The sequence below is a fragment of the Pedobacter suwonensis genome, from assembly GCF_044762335.1.
GTDB lineage: Bacteria > Bacteroidota > Bacteroidia > Sphingobacteriales > Sphingobacteriaceae > Pedobacter.
On sequence record NZ_JBIWEB010000007.1, the window covers coordinates 244,620 to 263,166 of the forward strand.

Below are 18,547 nucleotides of genomic sequence, written 5' to 3' on the forward strand. Positions count from 1 at the left end.
GATTGCTTCGTCGGCTGAAAAAGCCTCCTCGCAATGATGAATTTGTAGCGTCATTGCGAACTGAAGTAAGGGAATGTGCGATGGAGTGAAGCAATCTTTCCTGCAGGTAAAAACAGTTTAAAATAAAAATAGCAAAAAAGATTGCTTCGTCGTGCCTCCTCGCAATGACGGACAATAACTAAGTATGATAAACCGCGAAACAATAGATAAGATAATGGATACCGCCCGTATTGAGGAGGTAGTTGGGGATTTTGTGCACTTAAAAAAACGCGGAACCAGTTTAATTGGTAATTGCCCTTTCCACGGCGAAAAAACACCGTCTTTCCACGTATCTGTAACCAAAGGGATTTATAAATGTTTTGGCTGCGGTAAAGGAGGCGATTCGGTGCGTTTTATTATGGATCATGAAAAATATTCATATCCGGAAGCACTTAAGTTTTTAGCCAATAAATACAACATAGAAGTAGAGGAGACCGAACTTTCTCCTGAGGCTGCCGAAGCCCAGAGTGCCAAAGAAAGCCTTTACATCGTATCGCAGTATGCTGCTACTTTTTTCGTAAAACAGCTTTGGGAAACAGACGAGGGCAGGGGCATAGGTCTGAGCTATTTTAAAGAGCGTGGTTTTAGGGAAGATATCTTAAAAAAATTCGAGGTGGGTTATTCTCCCGATGTTTGGGATGCGATGACACAAAGCGCAACCCATGCGGGCCATAAGTTAGAATTTTTAGAAGCCACCGGCTTATCAATTAAAAATGATAATGGGAAAATTTACGACCGTTTCCGCGGCCGTGTGATGTTTCCCATCCATAACTTTACCGGTAGGATTATTGGTTTTGGCGGCAGAACGCTAAAAACAGATAAAAATGTACCCAAATACGTAAATTCTCCTGAAAGCGAAATTTACCACAAATCGAACGTACTTTATGGTTTATTTCATGCCAAAAAAGCCATCCGAGATTTGGATAACTGCTACCTGGCCGAAGGCTATGCTGATGTACTTTCTGTTCACCAGGCTGGTGTAGAAAACGTAGTAGCCTCTTCGGGTACTTCCTTAACGGTAGAGCAGATTAAACTGATCGGCCGTTTTACACAAAATATCACCATTCTTTTCGATGGCGACGCTGCGGGAATTAAAGCTTCACTCCGTGGTTTAGATATGATTTTGGAAGAAGGACTGAACGTGAAGATTGTTTCCTTTCCCGATGGTCATGACCCTGATTCTTATATGCATCATGTAGGTGCCGGAGCATTTAGAACCTACCTGGAGCAGAATAGAAAAGATTTTATTTTATACAAAGCGAATGTGCTGCTCAAGGATGCCGGTACCGATCCGATCAAACGTGCTGGTATTATCCGCGATATTGTAGAAAGTATAGCTAAAATTCCTGATCCGATTAAAGCTTCGGTTTTTATCCGCGAGAGTAGTAGCCTGCTCGAAATAGAAGAACATATTCTGCTGAGCGAACTGAATAAGATGCGTTCTGCAAAACTTAAGAAAAGTTTTGAGGGTAATCATCGTGCAACTCCTTCCTCAAATCCGAAACCATATACTTCAGGTCCTCCAGAACCGCTTGGTCCGCCCGATGATTTATGGGATGATAGTGCCGGCCCAATGGGTTACGAGCCGCAAGAGCCAGCTAAAGAAGAAGAGTATCAGGAAAAGGAAATTGTTCGCTTATTACTGGCTTTCGGACATGAATTTGTAAACTGGGATAAAATTGATGATATGTACATTGGTCCATTCATCATGCAGAACCTGAGTGATGTAGAATTTGATGATCCGCTTTGCAAGAGAATTATTGACCATTATAAATCCGAAATTGACAATGGCAGATTACCAACTGCAAACCACTTCGTTAAACATGAAGACCGGGATATTGCCGATCTTGCGATTACGCTTTCCACTTCAGAGTATGCTTTAAGTGAAAACTGGTTAAATAAACATCTTATCTATGTTAAAGATGAATCGATGAATTTGAAAGCAACCATTTTGGGCGGTATTTTTCACCTCAAAAAACGGAAGGTGGAGAAGATATTAATGAACCTGTTGAAAGAAATTAAAGAGGAGAAGAACGAAGATAACCAAATGATTTTAATGCAGCGCTACGGCGTGATTAAAGGAGTAGAAAGGGAAATTTCAAAATTTTTAGGCTCTGTTATCGTAAAGTAAATTATAAATGATTGGAGTCCTGTAGAGATTTCGTCTCGACTGAAGCATAGCGAAATGGAGAGATCTATTTAAACAGATATAGCTTTGTTGGGCAATTTGTGGTTGGCGACTGGCCAGCACACTACTAGAAATTACCGTTTTTCCAGTACGAAGGTTGTTCAGTGAAAAATCGATCATTAAATAATTATTTATGGCGCTTCATAACGATTTAGGCAGAGCAGGTGAAAAGATTGCGAAACAATATCTGGAAGATCAGGGGTATGAAATTTTAGATGAAAACTGGACGCATGGTAAAGCCGAAGTAGATTTAATTGTTTATAAAAATGGTATTATGATTTTTGTAGAAGTTAAATCCCGTAGCTCTATCGCTTTTGGCGAACCAGAAGAATTTGTACAAAAATCGAAACAAATTCAGATGGAATTGGTCGCTAATGCCTATATTGAAATCATGAATCATCAAAATGATATCCGTTTTGATATTATTGCGATTACCTTTGCAAAAAATAAGACTTATAATTTAAACCATATAGAAGATGCGTTTTGGCCTGAAGATTAACCATATTAAAAATTTCATATTTGTTGGATCTGCACTTGCATTGGTAACTGCCTGTAAAGAAAGTGCTACTACAACCTACCGTAGCTTTGTTTCTCCATTAACCGGTCTTAATGTACCATCGGGGAATGAATTTGATGTGAAAGTGCTGTTTGGAGCTGATCAAAAAGTAGATTCAGTAGTGTATTTGATCGATACCGTCAAAGTTGCTTCAAAAACCGATACTTTGGCCCTTAAACTTAAAACTAACGGTCTGAAACTGGGTAATCACCTGTTAACAGCTAAAATATTTGGTGAAGGGAAATCAGAAGATATCACATCAAATATAAATGTATTAGCTGGCCAGGCGCCTGCAGAATATACTTACAAAGTAATCAGGAGCCTGCCTCATGATACCGCTTCTTATGTTGAGGGGTTAGAATACCATGATGGTTTCTTTTATGAAAGTGCAGGAGATTATGGTCACTCGAGCTTGCGCAAGGTAGATCCTGCTACAGGGAAAATTCTTCAGCAAACAGATTTAGATAAACAGTATTTTGGCGAAGGCATGACCGTAATCGGAAATAAGATTATTCAGTTAACCTATCGCGAGAAAGTAGGTTTTGTATACGATAAGGCTACCTTCAAAAAATTATCGGAATTTTCTTACACCACAGGAAGAGAGGGTTGGGGTTTGGCCTTTGATGGGGAGAAGGTGTTGAATACCGATGGTTCCAACACGATTTTTTTCCTGGATAAGAATACCTATCAAAAAATTGGTTCGATTGATGTTTTCGATAATAAGGGCCCTATCCAAAATCTGAACGAACTTGAAGTGATTGATGGTAAGATTTATGCAAATGTATATACGACGAATGAAATCATGATCATTAACCCTGAAACGGGAGCTGTTGAAAGCAAGATCGATTTATCAGGACTGTTGCCAGCCGATTATTTTAAAACTGATGATGAAAAAAATAACAATGTATTAAACGGAATTGCTTACGATAAGGCTGGTAAAAGGCTTTTTGTAGCTGGTAAAAAATGGCCACATATTTTTCAGATTGAGTTGGTTAAGAAATAGCTAAATTGATAGATAGGTCACATTGAACTTATTGAAATGACTTAAATAGTCGCTGGATAAGCTATCAATGACATAAATCCAATAGAAAGGTCTTCACCCGATCGCTAGCTATCGCATCCTGAGTATGTGGGAATCTTAACGCCCTCGCATTAAGATTATTCATAAGTGTTTTTTATTCAATGGCATTCATGAGCACTTTGTGGTTCCCAATCAAGCCAGGAACGAAGACCGGCCGAAGGATATTATCAAATAAAATTTATCTGTCACTCATATTGATTTTATACAATAATTATCCCAGTAACAAAAAAATTGATATTATGTGGGCTGCGTAGAGCTAAAGCCCATCCCCAAATTTATAATATGGAGCCACACTCACGGGTAACTTACCCGTAGGTACCAAGCGGTTGTTAATTACTGCAGCAGCCGAAATCTGCATATAATCTTCTTTTTGATAGGCAACTACTAAACCTTTACTATTCTCTAACCCCGACAAGCCAGCCAGGTTATACGGATTTGCAAACAAGGCAAAAACAGCATTTTTGGTCGATAATTCTTTAATAAAATTCTTAACACCTGCATTCAGCTGTATATTATTTGCAGGCCTTGACCTGCTATCATGAATGCCTACAATTACCTGGTCAAATGCGCTGATTTCACGAGCGATGTTTGAAATTTGGGCTGCACTGGCGTCTTTGTCCAACACATAATAAACAGAGTTGTAATAACCTTTCGATATTTCTTTCTGAAAGGTAGTTACAGAAGGTACACCAATACTGATAATCGCTGTTCTTCTGATGGGGATAAGTCTTTTAATATAATCTTTACCTTTGAGCAAAGTTACTGATGCATTTGCCAGTTCCTGCACCAAAGCACTGCTCGAATTGCGGTTTACACCTGCAACAATACCTTGGGTTACAATCGTATCGCGTTTAGCTAAACCCGCCCAATATTTTGCAGTTAGGATCTTCCGCACGCTTTGGTCAATCTCAGCCATACTTACACGATCATGTCTTACCGCTTTACGTACCAACTTAATGGCTCTATCACTGTTTTCAGAAAGTTCTATGATGTCATTACCTGCAATAATCCCCATCAAATCAGCTTCGCCATTTTTAAAGTATTTTACCACCCCTTTCATATCCATCGCATCTGAAATAATCAGCCCTTTAAAGCCTAATTTCTGCTTTAAAATACCAGTAACAATAGGCTTAGAGAGTGTAGATGGTAAATTTGGAATATTATCCAAAGAGGGGATGTTCATGTGGGCAATCATTACTCCGGAAGCGCCTTGTTTGATCAGTTCTTTAAATGGATACATTTCTAAGGTATCCAAACGTGTAGCAGAGAAAGTAAGCTGCGGTAAATCGTAATGTGAATCAACATCGGTATCGCCATGACCGGGGAAGTGTTTCAATGTCGTTAATAAACCACCATCCTGCATGCCTTTCATATAAGATGCAACTTTACTCGTCACATTATATTTGTTTTCGCCGAAAGAACGGTAGTTAATTACCGGGTTTTTAGGGTTATTGTTAATATCCGCATCAGGAGCAAGGTTCATCTGCATCCCCAGTCGCTTATAATCTTTAGCTATTTCCAAGCCCATTTTATACAATAGCTCCTTATTTTGGATGGCACCTAAAGTCATTTGGTAAGGATAAGAGATGGTACTGTCTAAGCGCATGCCCAAGCCCCATTCCCCGTCGTTTGCCACAATAAGCGGTACCCTGCTCAGTTTCTGATAGGCATTGGTGGCAATGGCTTGCCTGCCCGGTCCACCCTGAAAAAAGATCACTCCGCCCAATTGTTCGCGTTTAATTACCTGTCCAACCGAGTCGGTATATTTTTGACCAAGGTTGGTATGAGCACGTACAAAGAACATCTGTGCAATACGCTCTCTGCGGTTTAATTTATTAAAAACCGAATCGACCCATTTTGGTTGACTGGCTAACATTTCTAGATAGGATTTTTGTTGTGCGCTGCCCGAAAATGCAACTCCGCATAGGGCAATGAGGATAAAAAGATTTTTTTTCACTTATTTTTTGGATCAGTTAGCTAAATTAATAAACCAAAGCCGTATTGAACAAAAACCCGTCCAATTAACGAATTTAATACAGTAGGTTTTAAAAAAATATACTGCAGATTAAGATCTGTACATTCCCTTGCCCTCAATAAACTCAATTACTTTATCAGGCAGGAAAAACTGTACATTTTTTTTCTCTTTGATGGCTTTTCGGATAAAGGTTGACGAAATTTCCATTAAGGGAGTGTTTGTAAAAGTGATGGAGGGGTGGTTTTTCCATGCGTCCACATCTGCTCCCGGACGGGGATAAACATAGATATGATAGTTTTTGAGTAATACCTCATAGTTCTTCCATTTTTTAAAAGAAACGAGATTATCAGCGCCCATGATCAGTACAAACTCTTTCTCAGGATATTTTTCATGGAGATAGGTTAGCGTATCAATGGTATAAGAAGGCTGTGGTAATGCAAATTCGATATCACTAACGCGGATATGTTCTGCGGTTTCGGTAGCTAATTTGGCCATTTCCAAGCGATCATACATGTTGGTCAAGCCGCTTTTGTCTTTTAAAGGATTGTGTGGCGAAACCACCAGCCATACTTCATCAAGTGCCGTATGGTTCGCCATATAATTGGCGATAATTAAATGCCCGGTATGGATGGGGTTGTAAGAACCGAAGAAGAGTCCTGTTTTCAGTTGGCGGTTTTCAGTTGACATTTTTTCCAATTTTCAGTTGACTGTTTTCAGTTGGGGCGTGCTCATTAATAATTCTTTAAACAGCACCGTATTTCTCAGGATTATTTATCATATGATATAATAATCTTCCAACCTCTTCGCTTTGTAATGTTAATTTCTCATATTTTTCCTGAGATAGGTATTTACATTCGAATGCAAATTTTAGCCAACCTTTTGTTTCACTATTTTCCATTTCACTATCAGAAAGTTTGCTAATGAAATAGGCTTTGTATCTACGTTTTCTATAGGCTTCAATTAGACAAATATTGGTATAACGGGAAGATCTTCTAATCTGATCAGTTAATGAATGTGCTTCATCTTTAGGAAAAGAGTTGCTGGTTTCAAAATATCCATGGCCAATTCAAACGACTTCTTATAAACCAATAGATCAGAAAAATTACCCATAGATTGATTTTTAAATTTAAAGAATAATTATCCTATGCATCCTGAACTGAGAATTGGAAACTGCTAACTTTTCAAGAAATCCCCAACCAATTGCTCTGCTTCTGCACAAGCGGTGGCTAAATCGTAATTTTTTAAGATCACATCAAACTTATCTGCATAAAGCAATTCTTTTTCGGCTTTGATAAAACGTTCCTGTAATTTTTCAGGGCTGTCGGTTCCGCGGCCGCTTAAACGTTCCTTTAATACCTCTAATGATGGCGGCTGAACGAAAATAGCCAAGGCATCATTTTCATACTTTCTTTTTAAACGGATGCCGCCTTCAACATCGATATCGAAAATAACGTGTTTGCCTTCATTCCAGATGCGCTCTATTTCTGAGCGTAGTGTTCCGTAAAAGGTGCCGTTATATACTTCTTCAAACTCTACAAACTCCTGGTGGGCAACTTTGTGTAAAAATTCTTCCTTGGTAATAAAATAATAATCGTTTTCATGTGTTTCATCACCTCTCAATTCTCTGGTAGTTGCAGAAATGGAAAAGCTCAATTCAGGAAACTTCTTTAATAAATGATGTACTATTGTGGTTTTACCTGCTCCTGATGGTGCTGAAAATATGATTAATTTGCCTTGCATGCTTTTAAAAGTTTTGCGATTGGCGTCTGGCATTAAGCGTTTACCGCTTTCTACCTAACGTTACAACACATTCAGTAACTGTTCTTTTATCTTTTCTAATTCTTCTTTCATTCCTACCACAAACTGCTGCATCTGAGCATCATTCGCTTTAGCGCCCATGGTATTGATTTCTCTACCTATTTCTTGCGAAATGAAACCCATTTTTTTGCCGTTTGCTTCTTTGCTTGCCAGAGTCTGCAGGAAATAATCGCAGTGGCTTTTTAAACGTGTTTTTTCTTCGGTAATATCAATTTTATCGATGTAGTAGATCAATTCCTGTTCAAAACGGTTTTGATCAATATTTACCTTACCTACTGCATCTTCTAAAAACTGGTTAAATTTATCGCGGATGGCTGTAATCCTTTTAGGCTCCAGTTCTTCCACCGATTTAAAGTACGACAGGATATTTTTAATCCGCAGTTCCAGATCTGCCTTCAAAACAGCGCCTTCATCTTCCCTGAACTGGTTGAAATTGGCCAGGGCTTCGGTAAAAATCTGGTACAGCTGGTTCCACTCATCTTCGCTAACACTTTCTTCCTTGTAACTAATTACATCAGGAAAAGTTAAGGCTGTTTGCAATAAATTACTGCTATCAGCACCTAATTCGTTATTAACAGCAACAAGTTGCTGGTAGTAATGACCCAATAAAGCGGTGTTAATAGTAGCACCGGTAACCTCGCCATTAGTGCGTTCTATCGTGATGCTTAAACTTACCTTTCCGCGCTCTATATCTTTGCTGCAGATATTGCGTAGAATCAGCTCCTTATCTGAAAATGCCTTTGGGTATTTTAAATTCAGCTCCAGGAATTTACTGTTGAGTGATTTGATTTCGACACTATACTTTGCGTTTGCATAATCGGCTGTTGCTAAGCCGTATCCTGTCATGGATTTTATCATGCGCAAAGATAGGGTTTTAAGCCGAAAGGAGAAATAATAATGGTTAAGAGGCTAGAATTGTAGCTTATCAGATAAAATAGCTTTATGATTAGAAAAGCAGCGTTCAGTATTTCTTCGGGTAGTGAAGCCCTGCTTTCCATTACAAGTCCTTGCTACGCTGCAGTCTTTCATTTCAATCAGGTTTAAGCAAAAAGTGCTAATGCTTTTGGCAAGGGCTATTACCCATTTGGTACGGAACTTCTATTCCTGTAGTAAAAATGCCATTAGTTTTTTCATAGGATTAACGTTTATTTAACAGTTTGCATGCTTAACAAATCTTATTTTTACAACTTGTTGTAAATAGGATGGCTTTAAAACTGTTTTTATGAAGCTTATGATTTTCTGACCAAGGTGTAGAATGATGAGTAAAAAAACAAAAGCTTAATCGCTGTTGATATAGAAGCTAAGCCACGCTATCTGATCATTTAATTTGCCAGTTTTAAACAATGAAGCATTTGAAGATTATTCTTTTATTCATCATTATAATAAAAGGTATAAAACTCAACGCCCAGGATTTTTTGCTAAAAGGAGTGGTGATTGAAAAAGGTTCTAATGTGCGTGTTGCTTTAGCAGCGATAACCAATATCCGAAGTAAAATGGGTGCAAGCAGCAACGATATCGGCATGTTCCAGTTAAATGCCAGAATCGGTGATACGCTTTTTATTCAGAAAAAAAACTTAAACGATCAAAAAGTAGTTGTTAAAACAGCTGATGACCTGGTTGTTTTTTTAGTTAGGGGCAGCACTATGCTGGCAGAAGTGACGGTTAAAGGGCAGACCAAAAAGCAGGAAATGGAAGATATTAAGCGGGATTTGAAACATAACGGCTCTTTCTTTGCTGGTAAACCGCCATTAATTTTATTAAACCCGCTTGGTGGCAGCCCGATAACATTTTTTTATGAGCTTTTTGGGAAAACACCGGCAAGAGCACGTAAATTTAACCGTTATTACAAAAAGGAGTTAAGTTTGATCGAAGTAGACAAGTTTTTTAATAAAAACCTGGTTGTGGACAATACAACATTAACAGGTAAAGACCTCGACAAATTTCTGCTCGATTATTACCCAACACGCAGCATGACCATTAACTGGAACAATTATGATGCGGTTAAATACATTAAAGAGTCGGCTAAAAAATACACCGATACTTTAAAGCACACAAATTAGCATAACATGAGAAACGTTAAATCTGCCTTTATAATCTTTGTTTTTACCTTAATCGGCTTTGTGGCAAAAGCGCAAGACTTTATTGTGAGAGGTGTGGTTATCGAGAAAGGCTCAAATGTTAGAATTGCATTATCGGAGATTACGAATTTGCGTACCGGTATCGGTGTTGGCAGTAATGATATTGGCATGTTTCAACTAAAAGCCAGAATTGGTGATACACTTTTGGTAACTAAAAGGGACCTGATTGATCAGCGTGTAGCGGTAAGCAGTGAAAAGGATCTGGTCGTTTATCTGGTTAGAGGAAGTACCACATTGGCTGATGTAACCATTCGGGGCAATACAAAACAGCAGGACCTGAATGAGATTAAGCGGGAGTTTAAGAATAAGGGTGTATACAATGGCGGTAAAACTACGATCCTATCGGCTATATTTAGTCCTTTAAATGCACTTTATAACCTTTTTGGAACTGACCCTAAAAATGCCCGGAGATTTAGCCGGTATGCGGATAATGAGATTAAACAATCGCAGATCGATGTATACTTCAACCAAAGCATTATTAAAAATAATACCGAGTTAAGAGGCGATACATTAGAAAGATACATGCTCAATTGTCGTCCTGAATTTAATAAAGCGCAGTACTGGAACAGTTACGATTACATCAAGTATATTAAAGAATCTTCGAAAAAGTTTACAGATACGCTTGGGAAGGGGAAGTAGTTTAGTCCTTAGTCGGGAGCCCGTTAAGCAGTTTGCGGTTTGCAGTTACTCATGATCTGATCTGAGGTTTGGATTCACTTAACTAGTTTCAACAATTAACCGATTAACCAGTGTGCAGTTAGCGGTTTGCCCTTACTAATGAACAAATGACCAGTGAACGAATGAACCATTAAATACTAAGCATCTCACAAGCTTTTTCTGCAGCAAGTTTTTCCGCATTTTTTTTGTTATAATCTCTGCCGGTACCCACTTTTTCGCCTTCTACCACTGCGCTGATGGTAAATAATTTAGTGCTTTCGCCTTCACCGTTTTCAGCCAGTTCGAACAATACATCCTTACCGTGGCGCTGGCACCACTCAATTAACTTACTTTTAAAATTGGTTTCCGTGAGTTCAAGGGTATGGATATCGATATGGGGTTTTACAATTCTCCGCAATAAAAACTCTTTGGTAAAATTGTAGCCTTTATCCATATAAATGGCGCCAACAATAGCTTCAAAAGCATCGCCCAACATTGAGTTGTGTTTTGTCTGGATACTAACAGAACGCTGATCGAACTGGATAAGCTTATCAAAACCAATTTTTTTTGCCAGTTGGTTTAAATTAGCCCGGTTTACGATTTTTGAACGCATCTCGGTTAAAAAACCTTCTTCTTTGTAGGGATAGTGTTTGAAAAGCAGCTCTGCAATTACTGAACCTAAAACAGCATCGCCTAGAAATTCTAAGCGTTCATTGCTGCTCCTGCTTCCATTTTTTAGGATTTTTGCTGCAGAACGATGTCTGAACGCCATTTTATAAAGCGTAACATTACCCGGAACAAAGCCTAAAATATTTTTCAGCTTTTTAACAAACTCCTTTTCAGGAGAAAGATAGAGTTTATATAATTTTAATATCGGCATTAAATAAATAACACAATTAACGGCTAATTAGCATATTTAACTAAGTTATCTATTTTTAATTAGCATACAAAATTATATACCAGCGCAGTTTTAATTAATCTTCGTATTTTTTGAAAATTACAGAAGCATTGTGGCCACCAAAGCCGAATGTATTACTTAAAGCAGCTCTAACAGTACGTTGCTGTGCTTTGTTGAAAGTAAAATTCAGTTTAGGATCAAATGCAGGATCATCTGTAAAATGATTGATTGTTGGAGGAACAATATCATTTTTAACAGCAAGGATTGCCGCTATGGCCTCAACAGCTCCGGCTGCACCCAAAAGGTGGCCAGTCATCGATTTGGTTGAGCTGATATTTAAACGGTAAGCATCTTCACCAAATAATGTACCAATAGCTTTGGTTTCGCTAATATCACCCAGTGGTGTAGAAGTACCGTGTACATTGATATAATCTATATCAGCAGTTGTTAAACCAGCGTCTTTCAGTGCATTGCTCATTACCATTCTTGCGCCTAAACCTTCTGGATGTGGCGCTGTGATGTGATTAGCATCTGCACTCATTCCACCGCCAACAAGTTCTGCATAAATTTTTGCACCTCTTGCTTTAGCGTGTTCAAGCTCTTCTAAGATAATGGTTCCTGCACCTTCACCCGCTACGAAGCCATCACGGTCTTTATCAAAAGGGCGCGATGCTGTTGAAGGATCTTCATTACGTGTTGATAATGCATGCATGGCATTAAAGCCACCCATGCCTGCTTCATTGATGATTGCCTCTGAACCACCACTGATAATGACATCAGCCATACCCAAACGGATATAGTTAAATGCATCAATCATCGCATTTGTTGAAGAAGCACATGCTGAAACAGTTGCAAAATTTGGCCCACGCAGGCCATATTTTATCGAAATATGGCCTGGAGCAATATCTACGATCATTTTAGGAATAAAGAATGGATTGTACCTTGGGGTACCATCTCCCTTGGCGAAATTTGAAATTTCATCCAGGAAAGTTTTCAATCCACCTATACCTGCACCCCAGATTACGCCGATTCGGTTGGTATCTAATTTTTCAAAATCAAAACCACCATCTTTTACAGCCTCATCTGTTGCTACAAGAGCATATTGTACAAACGGATCTAGCTTGCGGGCTTCTTTTTTCTCCAAAAAGTCTTCAGGATTAAAATTTTTAACCTCGCATGCGAATTTGGTTTTGAATTTTTCAGTATCAAAACCTTTAATAGGAGCAGCGCCACTCACCCCGTTAGTCAACCCTTCCCAAAAATCGGGAACATTATTGCCTATAGGAGTGAGCGCACCCAACCCTGTTACTACTACTCTTTTTAATTCCATTTATACTGAAAAAGCGTAATTCTATTTAACGTTTTTTTCCAAATAAGCAATTGCCTGGCCAACTGTACCGATGGTTTCAGCCTGATCATCAGGAATAGCTACATTGAATTCTTTTTCAAATTCCATAATCAATTCTACGGTATCTAAAGAATCTGCACCTAAATCGTTGGTGAATGAAGCCTCTGGCGTAACTTCGCTTTCGTCAACACCTAGTTTTTCTACGATAATAGCCTTAACTCTTGAAGCAATATCAGACATAATTTTATAATTTAATGGTTAAATAATTCTGTGCAAAGAAAAATAAATTCTTACAATTTTCAAATGTTTTTATTTCGATACGTAATTTTGGTACCTCAATAACACAGCGAATATAGAATTAGTTTTTTAATTTCGTTCTGTAAATAATTTATTTCGTTTTGAATAAGACTTACCTAAAACTTACCTTAGACCTTGATTTTACACTAATTGCGATCACAGCACCCCTTAAAGACTATGTGCTTTGCCACAAAATTAATACCCGGCTAAATACCCAGTTTGAAAAAATAGAGGACCACGAAATATTTTTTAATATTGATGAACCCGCCTGGTCTTTTTCTAAATATTACTTTTTTGTAGAGCAGGGTGAAGTGGAATACTATTTAATCTGCAATAAAAGCAGCGATGGCTTCCTGATTCCGGAGATGAGCAAGGTAGATTTTTTCATCATCATTAAAGAATTTATTGATAAGGAAGATTTGGATTATTTAATTAATGGATTGAACAAACTTCCTGATATACAGGTAGCTGCAAAGATAGATCCGGCGAAATTAAAGAGCCGTGAAAATTTGGTAATATAAAAATTATATACATGGTGTATTAAATACACTATATTTGGCAGTTACAAACAAAGAACTAAAAAACAAAATATATAAAATTCAATGCAGTTTGATTATTTTAGATAATAATTAGTGCTTTCTTTAAACTGCATTCCTAAAATCAATTAATAAATGAAACCTTTTCATTCGAGAACTAAAATTGTTGCCACGCTTGGGCCTGCATCAGCAAAACCAGATGTATTATATAGTATGTTTAACGCAGGTTTAGATGTTTGCCGTCTAAATTTTTCACACGGATCACAAGCAGATCATCAGGCGGTTTTGGATACCATCCGCGATTTGAATAAAAAATACGAGTATAATGTAGGTATTCTTGCTGATTTACAGGGGCCTAAAATCCGTATTGGTTTAGTAAAAGAAGGCGGCATTAACCTGATCAATGGAACTACTACCGTAATTACAACGAACGAGTGCATCGGTAACGAAGAACGCATTTACATTACTTACCAAAACTTTCCTCAGGATGTTCAGGCTGGCGAAATTATACTTCTGGATGATGGAAAGCTTCAGATGAAAGTGATTTCCACCAATTTAAAAGACGAAGTAGTTTGTGAAGTTGTTCATGGTGGAATTTTAACTTCCAGAAAAGGTGTTAACCTGCCAAATACTAAAGTTTCTATTCCTTCTTTAACTCCTGAAGACCGTGAAAACTTAGAATTTGTTTTAGAAAACGATGTAGAATGGATCGGTTTATCTTTCGTGCGTAAGGCAGAAGACATTATCGAACTTAAAAAGATTATTGCTGAGCGTGGTAAAACTGCCCGCGTAATTGCTAAAATAGAAAAACCAGAGGCTATTGCCAATATTGATGAAATTATTGCGGTAACTGATGGTATTATGGTTGCCCGTGGCGATTTGGGTGTTGAATGTCCGATGGAAGAAGTTCCATTATTACAGAAAATGATTGTTGCGAAATGTAGGGCAGCTTCTAAACCGGTAATTGTAGCTACCCAAATGTTAGAAAGTATGATCACAACCCCACGTCCAACACGTGCTGAGGTAAATGACGTAGCTAACTCTGTTTTGGATGGCGCTGATGCGGTAATGTTAAGTGGTGAAACTTCAGTAGGAGAATTTCCGCTGATTGTGATCGAAACCATGCAAAAAATTATTCAGAACATTGAAGAGAACAATTATCCTTTCCATCCTGATAAGTTTTTAAAACCAAAATCACCTTCTTTCTTAAGCGACGCGATTTGTGATTCGGCTTGTTTCCTAGCTAAACAGACCAATGCAGTAGGTATTGTATCGATGACTTTAAGTGGTTATACTGCTTTCGAAATTTCAAGTCACCGTCCGGAAGCCCTAACTTTTATTTTTACCAGCAACAGGGCATTACTAAATGCAGTAAGTTTGCTTTGGGGGGTAAGAGGTTTCTATTATGATAATTGGGAAAGTACTGATAATACCATTATTGAAGTAAACGAATTCTTGAAAAGTAAAAAATTGGTTAAACAAGGTGATATCATCATCAATACCGCCGCTATTCCGATCGAAGCAAAAGGCAAAACCAATATGTTAAAAATTACCGTTATAGATTAATTATATATAATTTATTACAAGGCGCTTCATTTTAAATGAGGCGCTTTTTTTATGCCTGATCTTTTAAATATCAGGCTAGTCGCTTATACTTATCTAAAGATATACCAGGGATTTAATTCAGATTTTGGTCGGGTGGAATTGTCATAAGTCCGACGAAACCCCGACTTAAGTCCGTCAAAAGTCCGTTTAAGGAGCCTAGCTGTCTTCTTCGCTAACCTTCGTTTCGACCGCAGTGGAGAAATATTTGTAATATGTTTTATACGACTTCAGCTTTAAAAAGAACAAGCGGTTAAACGGGATATAACTTAACAAAAGATTAAATTCATCAGACCGAATTTCTTGTCATTAATTTTTATGGAGATATGAATAAAAAAATTACTTTTGCAGTCCGATACGGAGAGGTGTCTGAGTGGTCGAAAGAGCAAGCCTGGAAAGTTTGTATACTGGCAACGGTATCGAGGGTTCGAATCCCTCTCTCTCCGCTGAGCGGGCGAATTGAAAAATTCTCCCGCTTTTTTGTATCATCCAATAGTGCAAATCCCTAATGATGTCGAATCTGACATCGACCTGAGCTGCGTAAATTTGATTTTTGAAACAGGAGTATCGCGCATTAAAACATTTTATACCTATCTTAAGAATAAGCTTATATCCTTTCTTTATTCTATTATTTAATAGCCTGGATTGTATTTAATTGATTCAATTTCGCAGGTTACCAAATTGCATAATCGGTATCAATAGCAGATGTAAATGCAAAATATGAATAACCGCCTTAAAAATCTTCTTTCGCCACTTTTCATTTTTTTTCTTTTCCTGTTAATTATCAACGACTTCTTTCTGAAGCCAGCTTTCCATAACTGGTTTACCGGAAAACTTTCTGATTTTTGCGGGCTTTTTATCTTTCCTATATTTTGGTCGGCTATATTCCCAAAACAAAAAATATGGGTTTTTATATCTACAGCGATCCTATTTACTTTTTGGAAAAGCGAATATGCCTCAGTTATCATTCAATTGATAAAACCATATTTCAGTATTGGAAGAACGGTCGATCTTTCCGATCTGATGGCACTACCCATGATCTTATTTGCCTGGATGTACCAAAAAAACGATTCGCGACAATCCCTAGGTAAATCCATGGGTACAGCGTTGATGTCCCGATTAGGCGCCTATTTTATTGGCGTTGTTGCGATTTTCTCTTTTTGTGCCACTACCCAACAAAAATATATTCAATCGTTTGATCAACCACAATACGTGCTTTTGCGAAACCCAATAATGCAAAATCTCGGTTCGTATGGCGAATACGAATTTTACAAAAAGGATTCTTTGCTTGTTGTTAAAATAAATTCTTTATACATCAGCAAGCCTGTGAGGAATGACGATTATAATAAAAACCTATCCCTCAAAAATCTTGACAAGGAGGTTTTATATGATATCGCAGATAGCGCCAGCTTGGTTCCCCCGGGAAAAATAACAGTTGTAACGGTAAATACGGAGGAAGGAATTGATTCTTTAAGATTTAGTGGCGGGCGACTTGACGGAAGGTTTGTAAGAATGAAAAATGGTAAGCCTATCATCGAGGGTTTTTATAAAATGGGATTTGAAGACTCAACCTGGGTGATCAGGGATACTGTTGGCACTGATAAGGTTATACAGACGTTTGTTAACGGAGAAACAACCAGTATCAAACACTATAACCAAGATAAGCTCAAGTCGTCTTCAAAAATCAATACTCGTTCCGATACCATTTTTAACACCTATATTCAGCTGGCAATTCTGATCTTGTGTATGGGTGGCATAGTTTTTTGGTTATATAAAAATTATCGCAATACAGTGCCTGGACACCTTAACCTTAAGTTATTATGGAAAATGTTAATATGCTTTCTCTCGCCATTGTTCGTCTGGTTGCTTTACTTTGGGAGCAGGATGTTGCTCATGAATTATGATCAGGATATTTTCGAGACCCTGGCAACAATTGTCTTTATTTTTATAGCAGTTTCCCCTTTGATGTTTATCATCGTTTTTTGGATCAAGCTTAGAAAAGAAATAGATATTCTTTTGTACTGCCTATTGTTCGCCCTTGCATGCAGCACTTGGGCAACTTATGTTACACTTGAAGCAATATCAAAGTGAACAAAATATTAACAGCTGATTTCAGCAGAATTACGTTTAGAATAAGGTAGGCAATGTTTTAAAAGTTTGTTTACTATGCTAATCAGCCCTGCTTCAGGACGGTGTTACATTAGATATCCCCTTATAATCGTATTCAACAATGCCTTTGGTGAAGGTGGGCTACCGAAGCTTAACGGATCAACTTTTCGAAAGTAAAATCTGGCTGATGCATTTCTATTTCGTTCCTTACTGATGCAAGTTGTGCTTCGTTGGCATAAATAAACATTTGTTTTTCATAATCATTAATAGCATCTGCTAAGTTTTCAAATTTTCCTTCAGTTAAGTTATCTGCTAAAATTAATGCATCTACCAGTCCGGTATTTACACCTTCGCCAGCAAAAGGCGGCATTAAATGCGCAGCATCTCCGATAAGTGTAATCGGCAAAGGGCGGTCTTTTTTCCAGGGTTTATCCAATGATAATATTCTTGTCGGCAAGCCCCAGAAAGAGGAGGTTGAGCGGAATAATTGTTTGTAATGTTCATTCCAATCCATAAACCTCTCTAAAAGAAATGTTCGGATACTGTCCTGATCCTGAAAGTTTAAACCATTATAATCATCACTCCAATTTTCAGGCTTTTTAAAAATCACACCATAGGTTAACACACCCTTATTATCGGGGTTTGCTACCAATAAATTTCCTTTGTAGGCAGCCATTAACCGGTTACCATTACATAGTCGGAAAAATTCAGGACAATTTAATTCAGGTTGAGTTACATCGCCTTGTATGATAAAAGTTTCGGTGTTTTCAGCGACTGTATCCGTAACATATTTCCTTATCTCAGACATTCCGCCATTGGCCACGATAACAAAATCAGCAATTGCTAATGTTTCGTTTTCAAATCGCAAATGCCATTTCTCCTCACATACCTCGAGTTTCTTGCATCTGCTGTCCCAGATCACCGTACCCTGTTTTAACGTGTTTAGCAGTACTTTTCTAAGGTCATTTCTGTTTATTTCGGGATTATCGTATTGATTTTCCGGTGTAACTTGTTTGGTCAATAATATTTTTCCTTTTTGATCTGTGATCGTCATCCCCATAGGCTTTGCTATGGCGTAATAACTTTCCAGTAAACCAGCTTTTTTCATCACTTTCTGCCCTGAATCCTTGTGTAAATCGAGCGTACCGCCCCGGATTCTGGCTTGTGGATCTTTATCCCTTTCGTAAACGCATACATCTATGCCTTTTTGCTGTAATAATATCGCCATGGTCAGGCCGACCGGCCCTGCACCTATAATAGCCACTTTTTTTTCTTTTAGTATCATTGCCTTTGATTGATACACAA

The 18,547-nt window shown here is 38.0% G+C and carries 17 protein-coding genes and 1 tRNA gene; 9 read left to right on the plus strand and 9 right to left on the minus strand.

The features are described from left to right. The first annotated feature begins 184 nt into the window (after nucleotides 1–184). The 3 genes from dnaG (at nucleotide 185) to ACIQXP_RS13715 (ending at nucleotide 3,786) form a co-directional block, all read left to right on the plus strand. Nucleotides 185–2,170 (plus strand): DNA primase, encoded by a 1,986-nt coding sequence (gene dnaG / locus ACIQXP_RS13705; RefSeq protein ID WP_293742659.1) that lies wholly within the window; start codon nucleotides 185–187, stop codon nucleotides 2,168–2,170. 190 nt (nucleotides 2,171–2,360) lie between these two features. Then, complete coding sequence (locus ACIQXP_RS13710; RefSeq protein ID WP_387505705.1) at nucleotides 2,361–2,726, plus strand: YraN family protein; 366 nt, start codon at nucleotides 2,361–2,363, stop codon at nucleotides 2,724–2,726. Further along, nucleotides 2,704–3,786 carry a glutaminyl-peptide cyclotransferase gene (locus ACIQXP_RS13715; RefSeq protein ID WP_387505706.1) on the plus strand — a complete coding sequence of 361 codons (1,083 nt, stop codon included), beginning with the start codon at nucleotides 2,704–2,706 and terminating at the stop codon, nucleotides 3,784–3,786. The genes ACIQXP_RS13710 and ACIQXP_RS13715 overlap by 23 nt, the downstream gene beginning before the upstream one ends. Nucleotides 3,787–4,120: 334 nt before the next feature. Here ACIQXP_RS13715 and ACIQXP_RS13720 read toward each other — a convergent pair whose 3' ends face one another. The 5 genes from ACIQXP_RS13720 to ACIQXP_RS13740 form a co-directional block, all read right to left on the minus strand. Beyond that, nucleotides 4,121–5,740: a glycoside hydrolase family 3 protein gene (locus tag ACIQXP_RS13720; protein WP_387505726.1), complete on the minus strand. Its 1,620-nt coding sequence runs from the start codon at nucleotides 5,738–5,740 to the stop codon at nucleotides 4,121–4,123. 189 nt (nucleotides 5,741–5,929) lie between these two features. Next, nucleotides 5,930–6,526 carry a nicotinate (nicotinamide) nucleotide adenylyltransferase gene (gene nadD, locus ACIQXP_RS13725; RefSeq protein ID WP_293742655.1) on the minus strand — a complete coding sequence of 199 codons (597 nt, stop codon included), beginning with the start codon at nucleotides 6,524–6,526 and terminating at the stop codon, nucleotides 5,930–5,932. A gap of 55 nt (nucleotides 6,527–6,581) precedes the next feature. Beyond that, nucleotides 6,582–6,905: a four helix bundle protein gene (locus ACIQXP_RS13730; RefSeq protein ID WP_387505727.1), complete on the minus strand. Its 324-nt coding sequence runs from the start codon at nucleotides 6,903–6,905 to the stop codon at nucleotides 6,582–6,584. Nucleotides 6,906–7,012: 107 nt separating this feature from the next. Beyond that, a complete protein-coding gene (gmk, locus tag ACIQXP_RS13735) occupies nucleotides 7,013–7,579 on the minus strand; it encodes a guanylate kinase (protein WP_090984656.1) in 567 nt (188 codons plus the stop codon). A gap of 60 nt (nucleotides 7,580–7,639) precedes the next feature. Then, nucleotides 7,640–8,503 (minus strand): YicC/YloC family endoribonuclease, encoded by an 864-nt coding sequence (locus ACIQXP_RS13740; RefSeq protein ID WP_090984255.1) that lies wholly within the window; start codon nucleotides 8,501–8,503, stop codon nucleotides 7,640–7,642. Nucleotides 8,504–9,000: 497 nt separating this feature from the next. On the opposite strand from ACIQXP_RS13740, the gene ACIQXP_RS13745 reads away from it, so the two are divergent. Further along, nucleotides 9,001–9,717, plus strand: coding sequence for a hypothetical protein (locus ACIQXP_RS13745; RefSeq protein ID WP_387505707.1), 717 nt, complete (start codon nucleotides 9,001–9,003; stop codon nucleotides 9,715–9,717). Between the two features lie 6 nt (nucleotides 9,718–9,723). Beyond that, nucleotides 9,724–10,434: a hypothetical protein gene (locus tag ACIQXP_RS13750; protein WP_293742653.1), complete on the plus strand. Its 711-nt coding sequence runs from the start codon at nucleotides 9,724–9,726 to the stop codon at nucleotides 10,432–10,434. A gap of 169 nt (nucleotides 10,435–10,603) precedes the next feature. Here the strand turns inward: ACIQXP_RS13750 and rnc are convergent, their stop codons facing one another. The 3 genes from rnc to ACIQXP_RS13765 form a co-directional block, all read right to left on the minus strand. Then, complete coding sequence (gene rnc, locus ACIQXP_RS13755; RefSeq protein ID WP_090984249.1) at nucleotides 10,604–11,332, minus strand: ribonuclease III; 729 nt, start codon at nucleotides 11,330–11,332, stop codon at nucleotides 10,604–10,606. 94 nt (nucleotides 11,333–11,426) lie between these two features. Continuing rightward, nucleotides 11,427–12,680: a beta-ketoacyl-ACP synthase II gene (fabF, locus tag ACIQXP_RS13760; protein WP_293742652.1), complete on the minus strand. Its 1,254-nt coding sequence runs from the start codon at nucleotides 12,678–12,680 to the stop codon at nucleotides 11,427–11,429. 21 nt (nucleotides 12,681–12,701) lie between these two features. Next, entirely contained in the window at nucleotides 12,702–12,938 is a 237-nt protein-coding gene (locus ACIQXP_RS13765; RefSeq protein ID WP_008508386.1) for an acyl carrier protein, read from the minus strand. Between the two features lie 158 nt (nucleotides 12,939–13,096). Here ACIQXP_RS13765 and ACIQXP_RS13770 point away from each other — a divergent pair, with 158 nt between their 5' ends. The 4 genes from ACIQXP_RS13770 to ACIQXP_RS13785 all read left to right on the plus strand — a co-directional run bounded on the left by ACIQXP_RS13770 (nucleotide 13,097) and on the right by ACIQXP_RS13785 (nucleotide 17,224). Beyond that, entirely contained in the window at nucleotides 13,097–13,516 is a 420-nt protein-coding gene (locus tag ACIQXP_RS13770) for an IPExxxVDY family protein (protein WP_387505708.1), read from the plus strand. A 150-nt stretch (nucleotides 13,517–13,666) separates the two neighbouring features. Next, nucleotides 13,667–15,097, plus strand: coding sequence for a pyruvate kinase (gene pyk / locus ACIQXP_RS13775; protein WP_090984242.1), 1,431 nt, complete (start codon nucleotides 13,667–13,669; stop codon nucleotides 15,095–15,097). Between the two features lie 395 nt (nucleotides 15,098–15,492). Next, nucleotides 15,493–15,579 (plus strand) — tRNA-Ser (locus ACIQXP_RS13780). A gap of 649 nt (nucleotides 15,580–16,228) precedes the next feature. Beyond that, a complete protein-coding gene (locus tag ACIQXP_RS13785; RefSeq protein ID WP_387505709.1) occupies nucleotides 16,229–17,224 on the plus strand; it encodes a hypothetical protein in 996 nt (331 codons plus the stop codon). Nucleotides 17,225–17,393: 169 nt separating this feature from the next. Here ACIQXP_RS13785 and ACIQXP_RS13790 read toward each other — a convergent pair whose 3' ends face one another. Beyond that, nucleotides 17,394–18,527, minus strand: a complete 1,134-nt coding sequence (locus tag ACIQXP_RS13790) for an FAD-dependent oxidoreductase (RefSeq protein ID WP_387505710.1) — start codon at nucleotides 18,525–18,527, stop codon at nucleotides 17,394–17,396. Between the last annotated feature and the right edge of the window lie 20 nt (nucleotides 18,528–18,547).

Excerpts from the sequence above, each read along its gene's own strand:
- dnaG (WP_293742659.1), top strand. The coding sequence starts at position 185 with ATGATAAACCGCGAAACAATAGATAAGATAATGGATACCGCCCGTATT.
- ACIQXP_RS13710 (WP_387505705.1), top strand. The coding sequence starts at position 2,361 with ATGGCGCTTCATAACGATTTAGGCAGAGCAGGTGAAAAGATTGCGAAA.
- ACIQXP_RS13715 (WP_387505706.1), top strand. The coding sequence starts at position 2,704 with ATGCGTTTTGGCCTGAAGATTAACCATATTAAAAATTTCATATTTGTT.
- ACIQXP_RS13720 (WP_387505726.1), bottom strand. The coding sequence starts at position 5,740 with ATGTTAGCCAGTCAACCAAAATGGGTCGATTCGGTTTTTAATAAATTA.
- nadD (WP_293742655.1), bottom strand. The coding sequence starts at position 6,526 with ATGTCAACTGAAAACCGCCAACTGAAAACAGGACTCTTCTTCGGTTCT.
- gmk (WP_090984656.1), bottom strand. The coding sequence starts at position 7,579 with ATGCAAGGCAAATTAATCATATTTTCAGCACCATCAGGAGCAGGTAAA.
- ACIQXP_RS13740 (WP_090984255.1), bottom strand. The coding sequence starts at position 8,503 with ATGACAGGATACGGCTTAGCAACAGCCGATTATGCAAACGCAAAGTAT.
- ACIQXP_RS13745 (WP_387505707.1), top strand. The coding sequence starts at position 9,001 with ATGAAGCATTTGAAGATTATTCTTTTATTCATCATTATAATAAAAGGT.
- ACIQXP_RS13750 (WP_293742653.1), top strand. The coding sequence starts at position 9,724 with ATGAGAAACGTTAAATCTGCCTTTATAATCTTTGTTTTTACCTTAATC.
- rnc (WP_090984249.1), bottom strand. The coding sequence starts at position 11,332 with ATGCCGATATTAAAATTATATAAACTCTATCTTTCTCCTGAAAAGGAG.
- fabF (WP_293742652.1), bottom strand. The coding sequence starts at position 12,680 with ATGGAATTAAAAAGAGTAGTAGTAACAGGGTTGGGTGCGCTCACTCCT.
- ACIQXP_RS13765 (WP_008508386.1), bottom strand. The coding sequence starts at position 12,938 with ATGTCTGATATTGCTTCAAGAGTTAAGGCTATTATCGTAGAAAAACTA.
- pyk (WP_090984242.1), top strand. The coding sequence starts at position 13,667 with ATGAAACCTTTTCATTCGAGAACTAAAATTGTTGCCACGCTTGGGCCT.
- ACIQXP_RS13785 (WP_387505709.1), top strand. The coding sequence starts at position 16,229 with ATGGGTACAGCGTTGATGTCCCGATTAGGCGCCTATTTTATTGGCGTT.
- ACIQXP_RS13790 (WP_387505710.1), bottom strand. The coding sequence starts at position 18,527 with ATGATACTAAAAGAAAAAAAAGTGGCTATTATAGGTGCAGGGCCGGTC.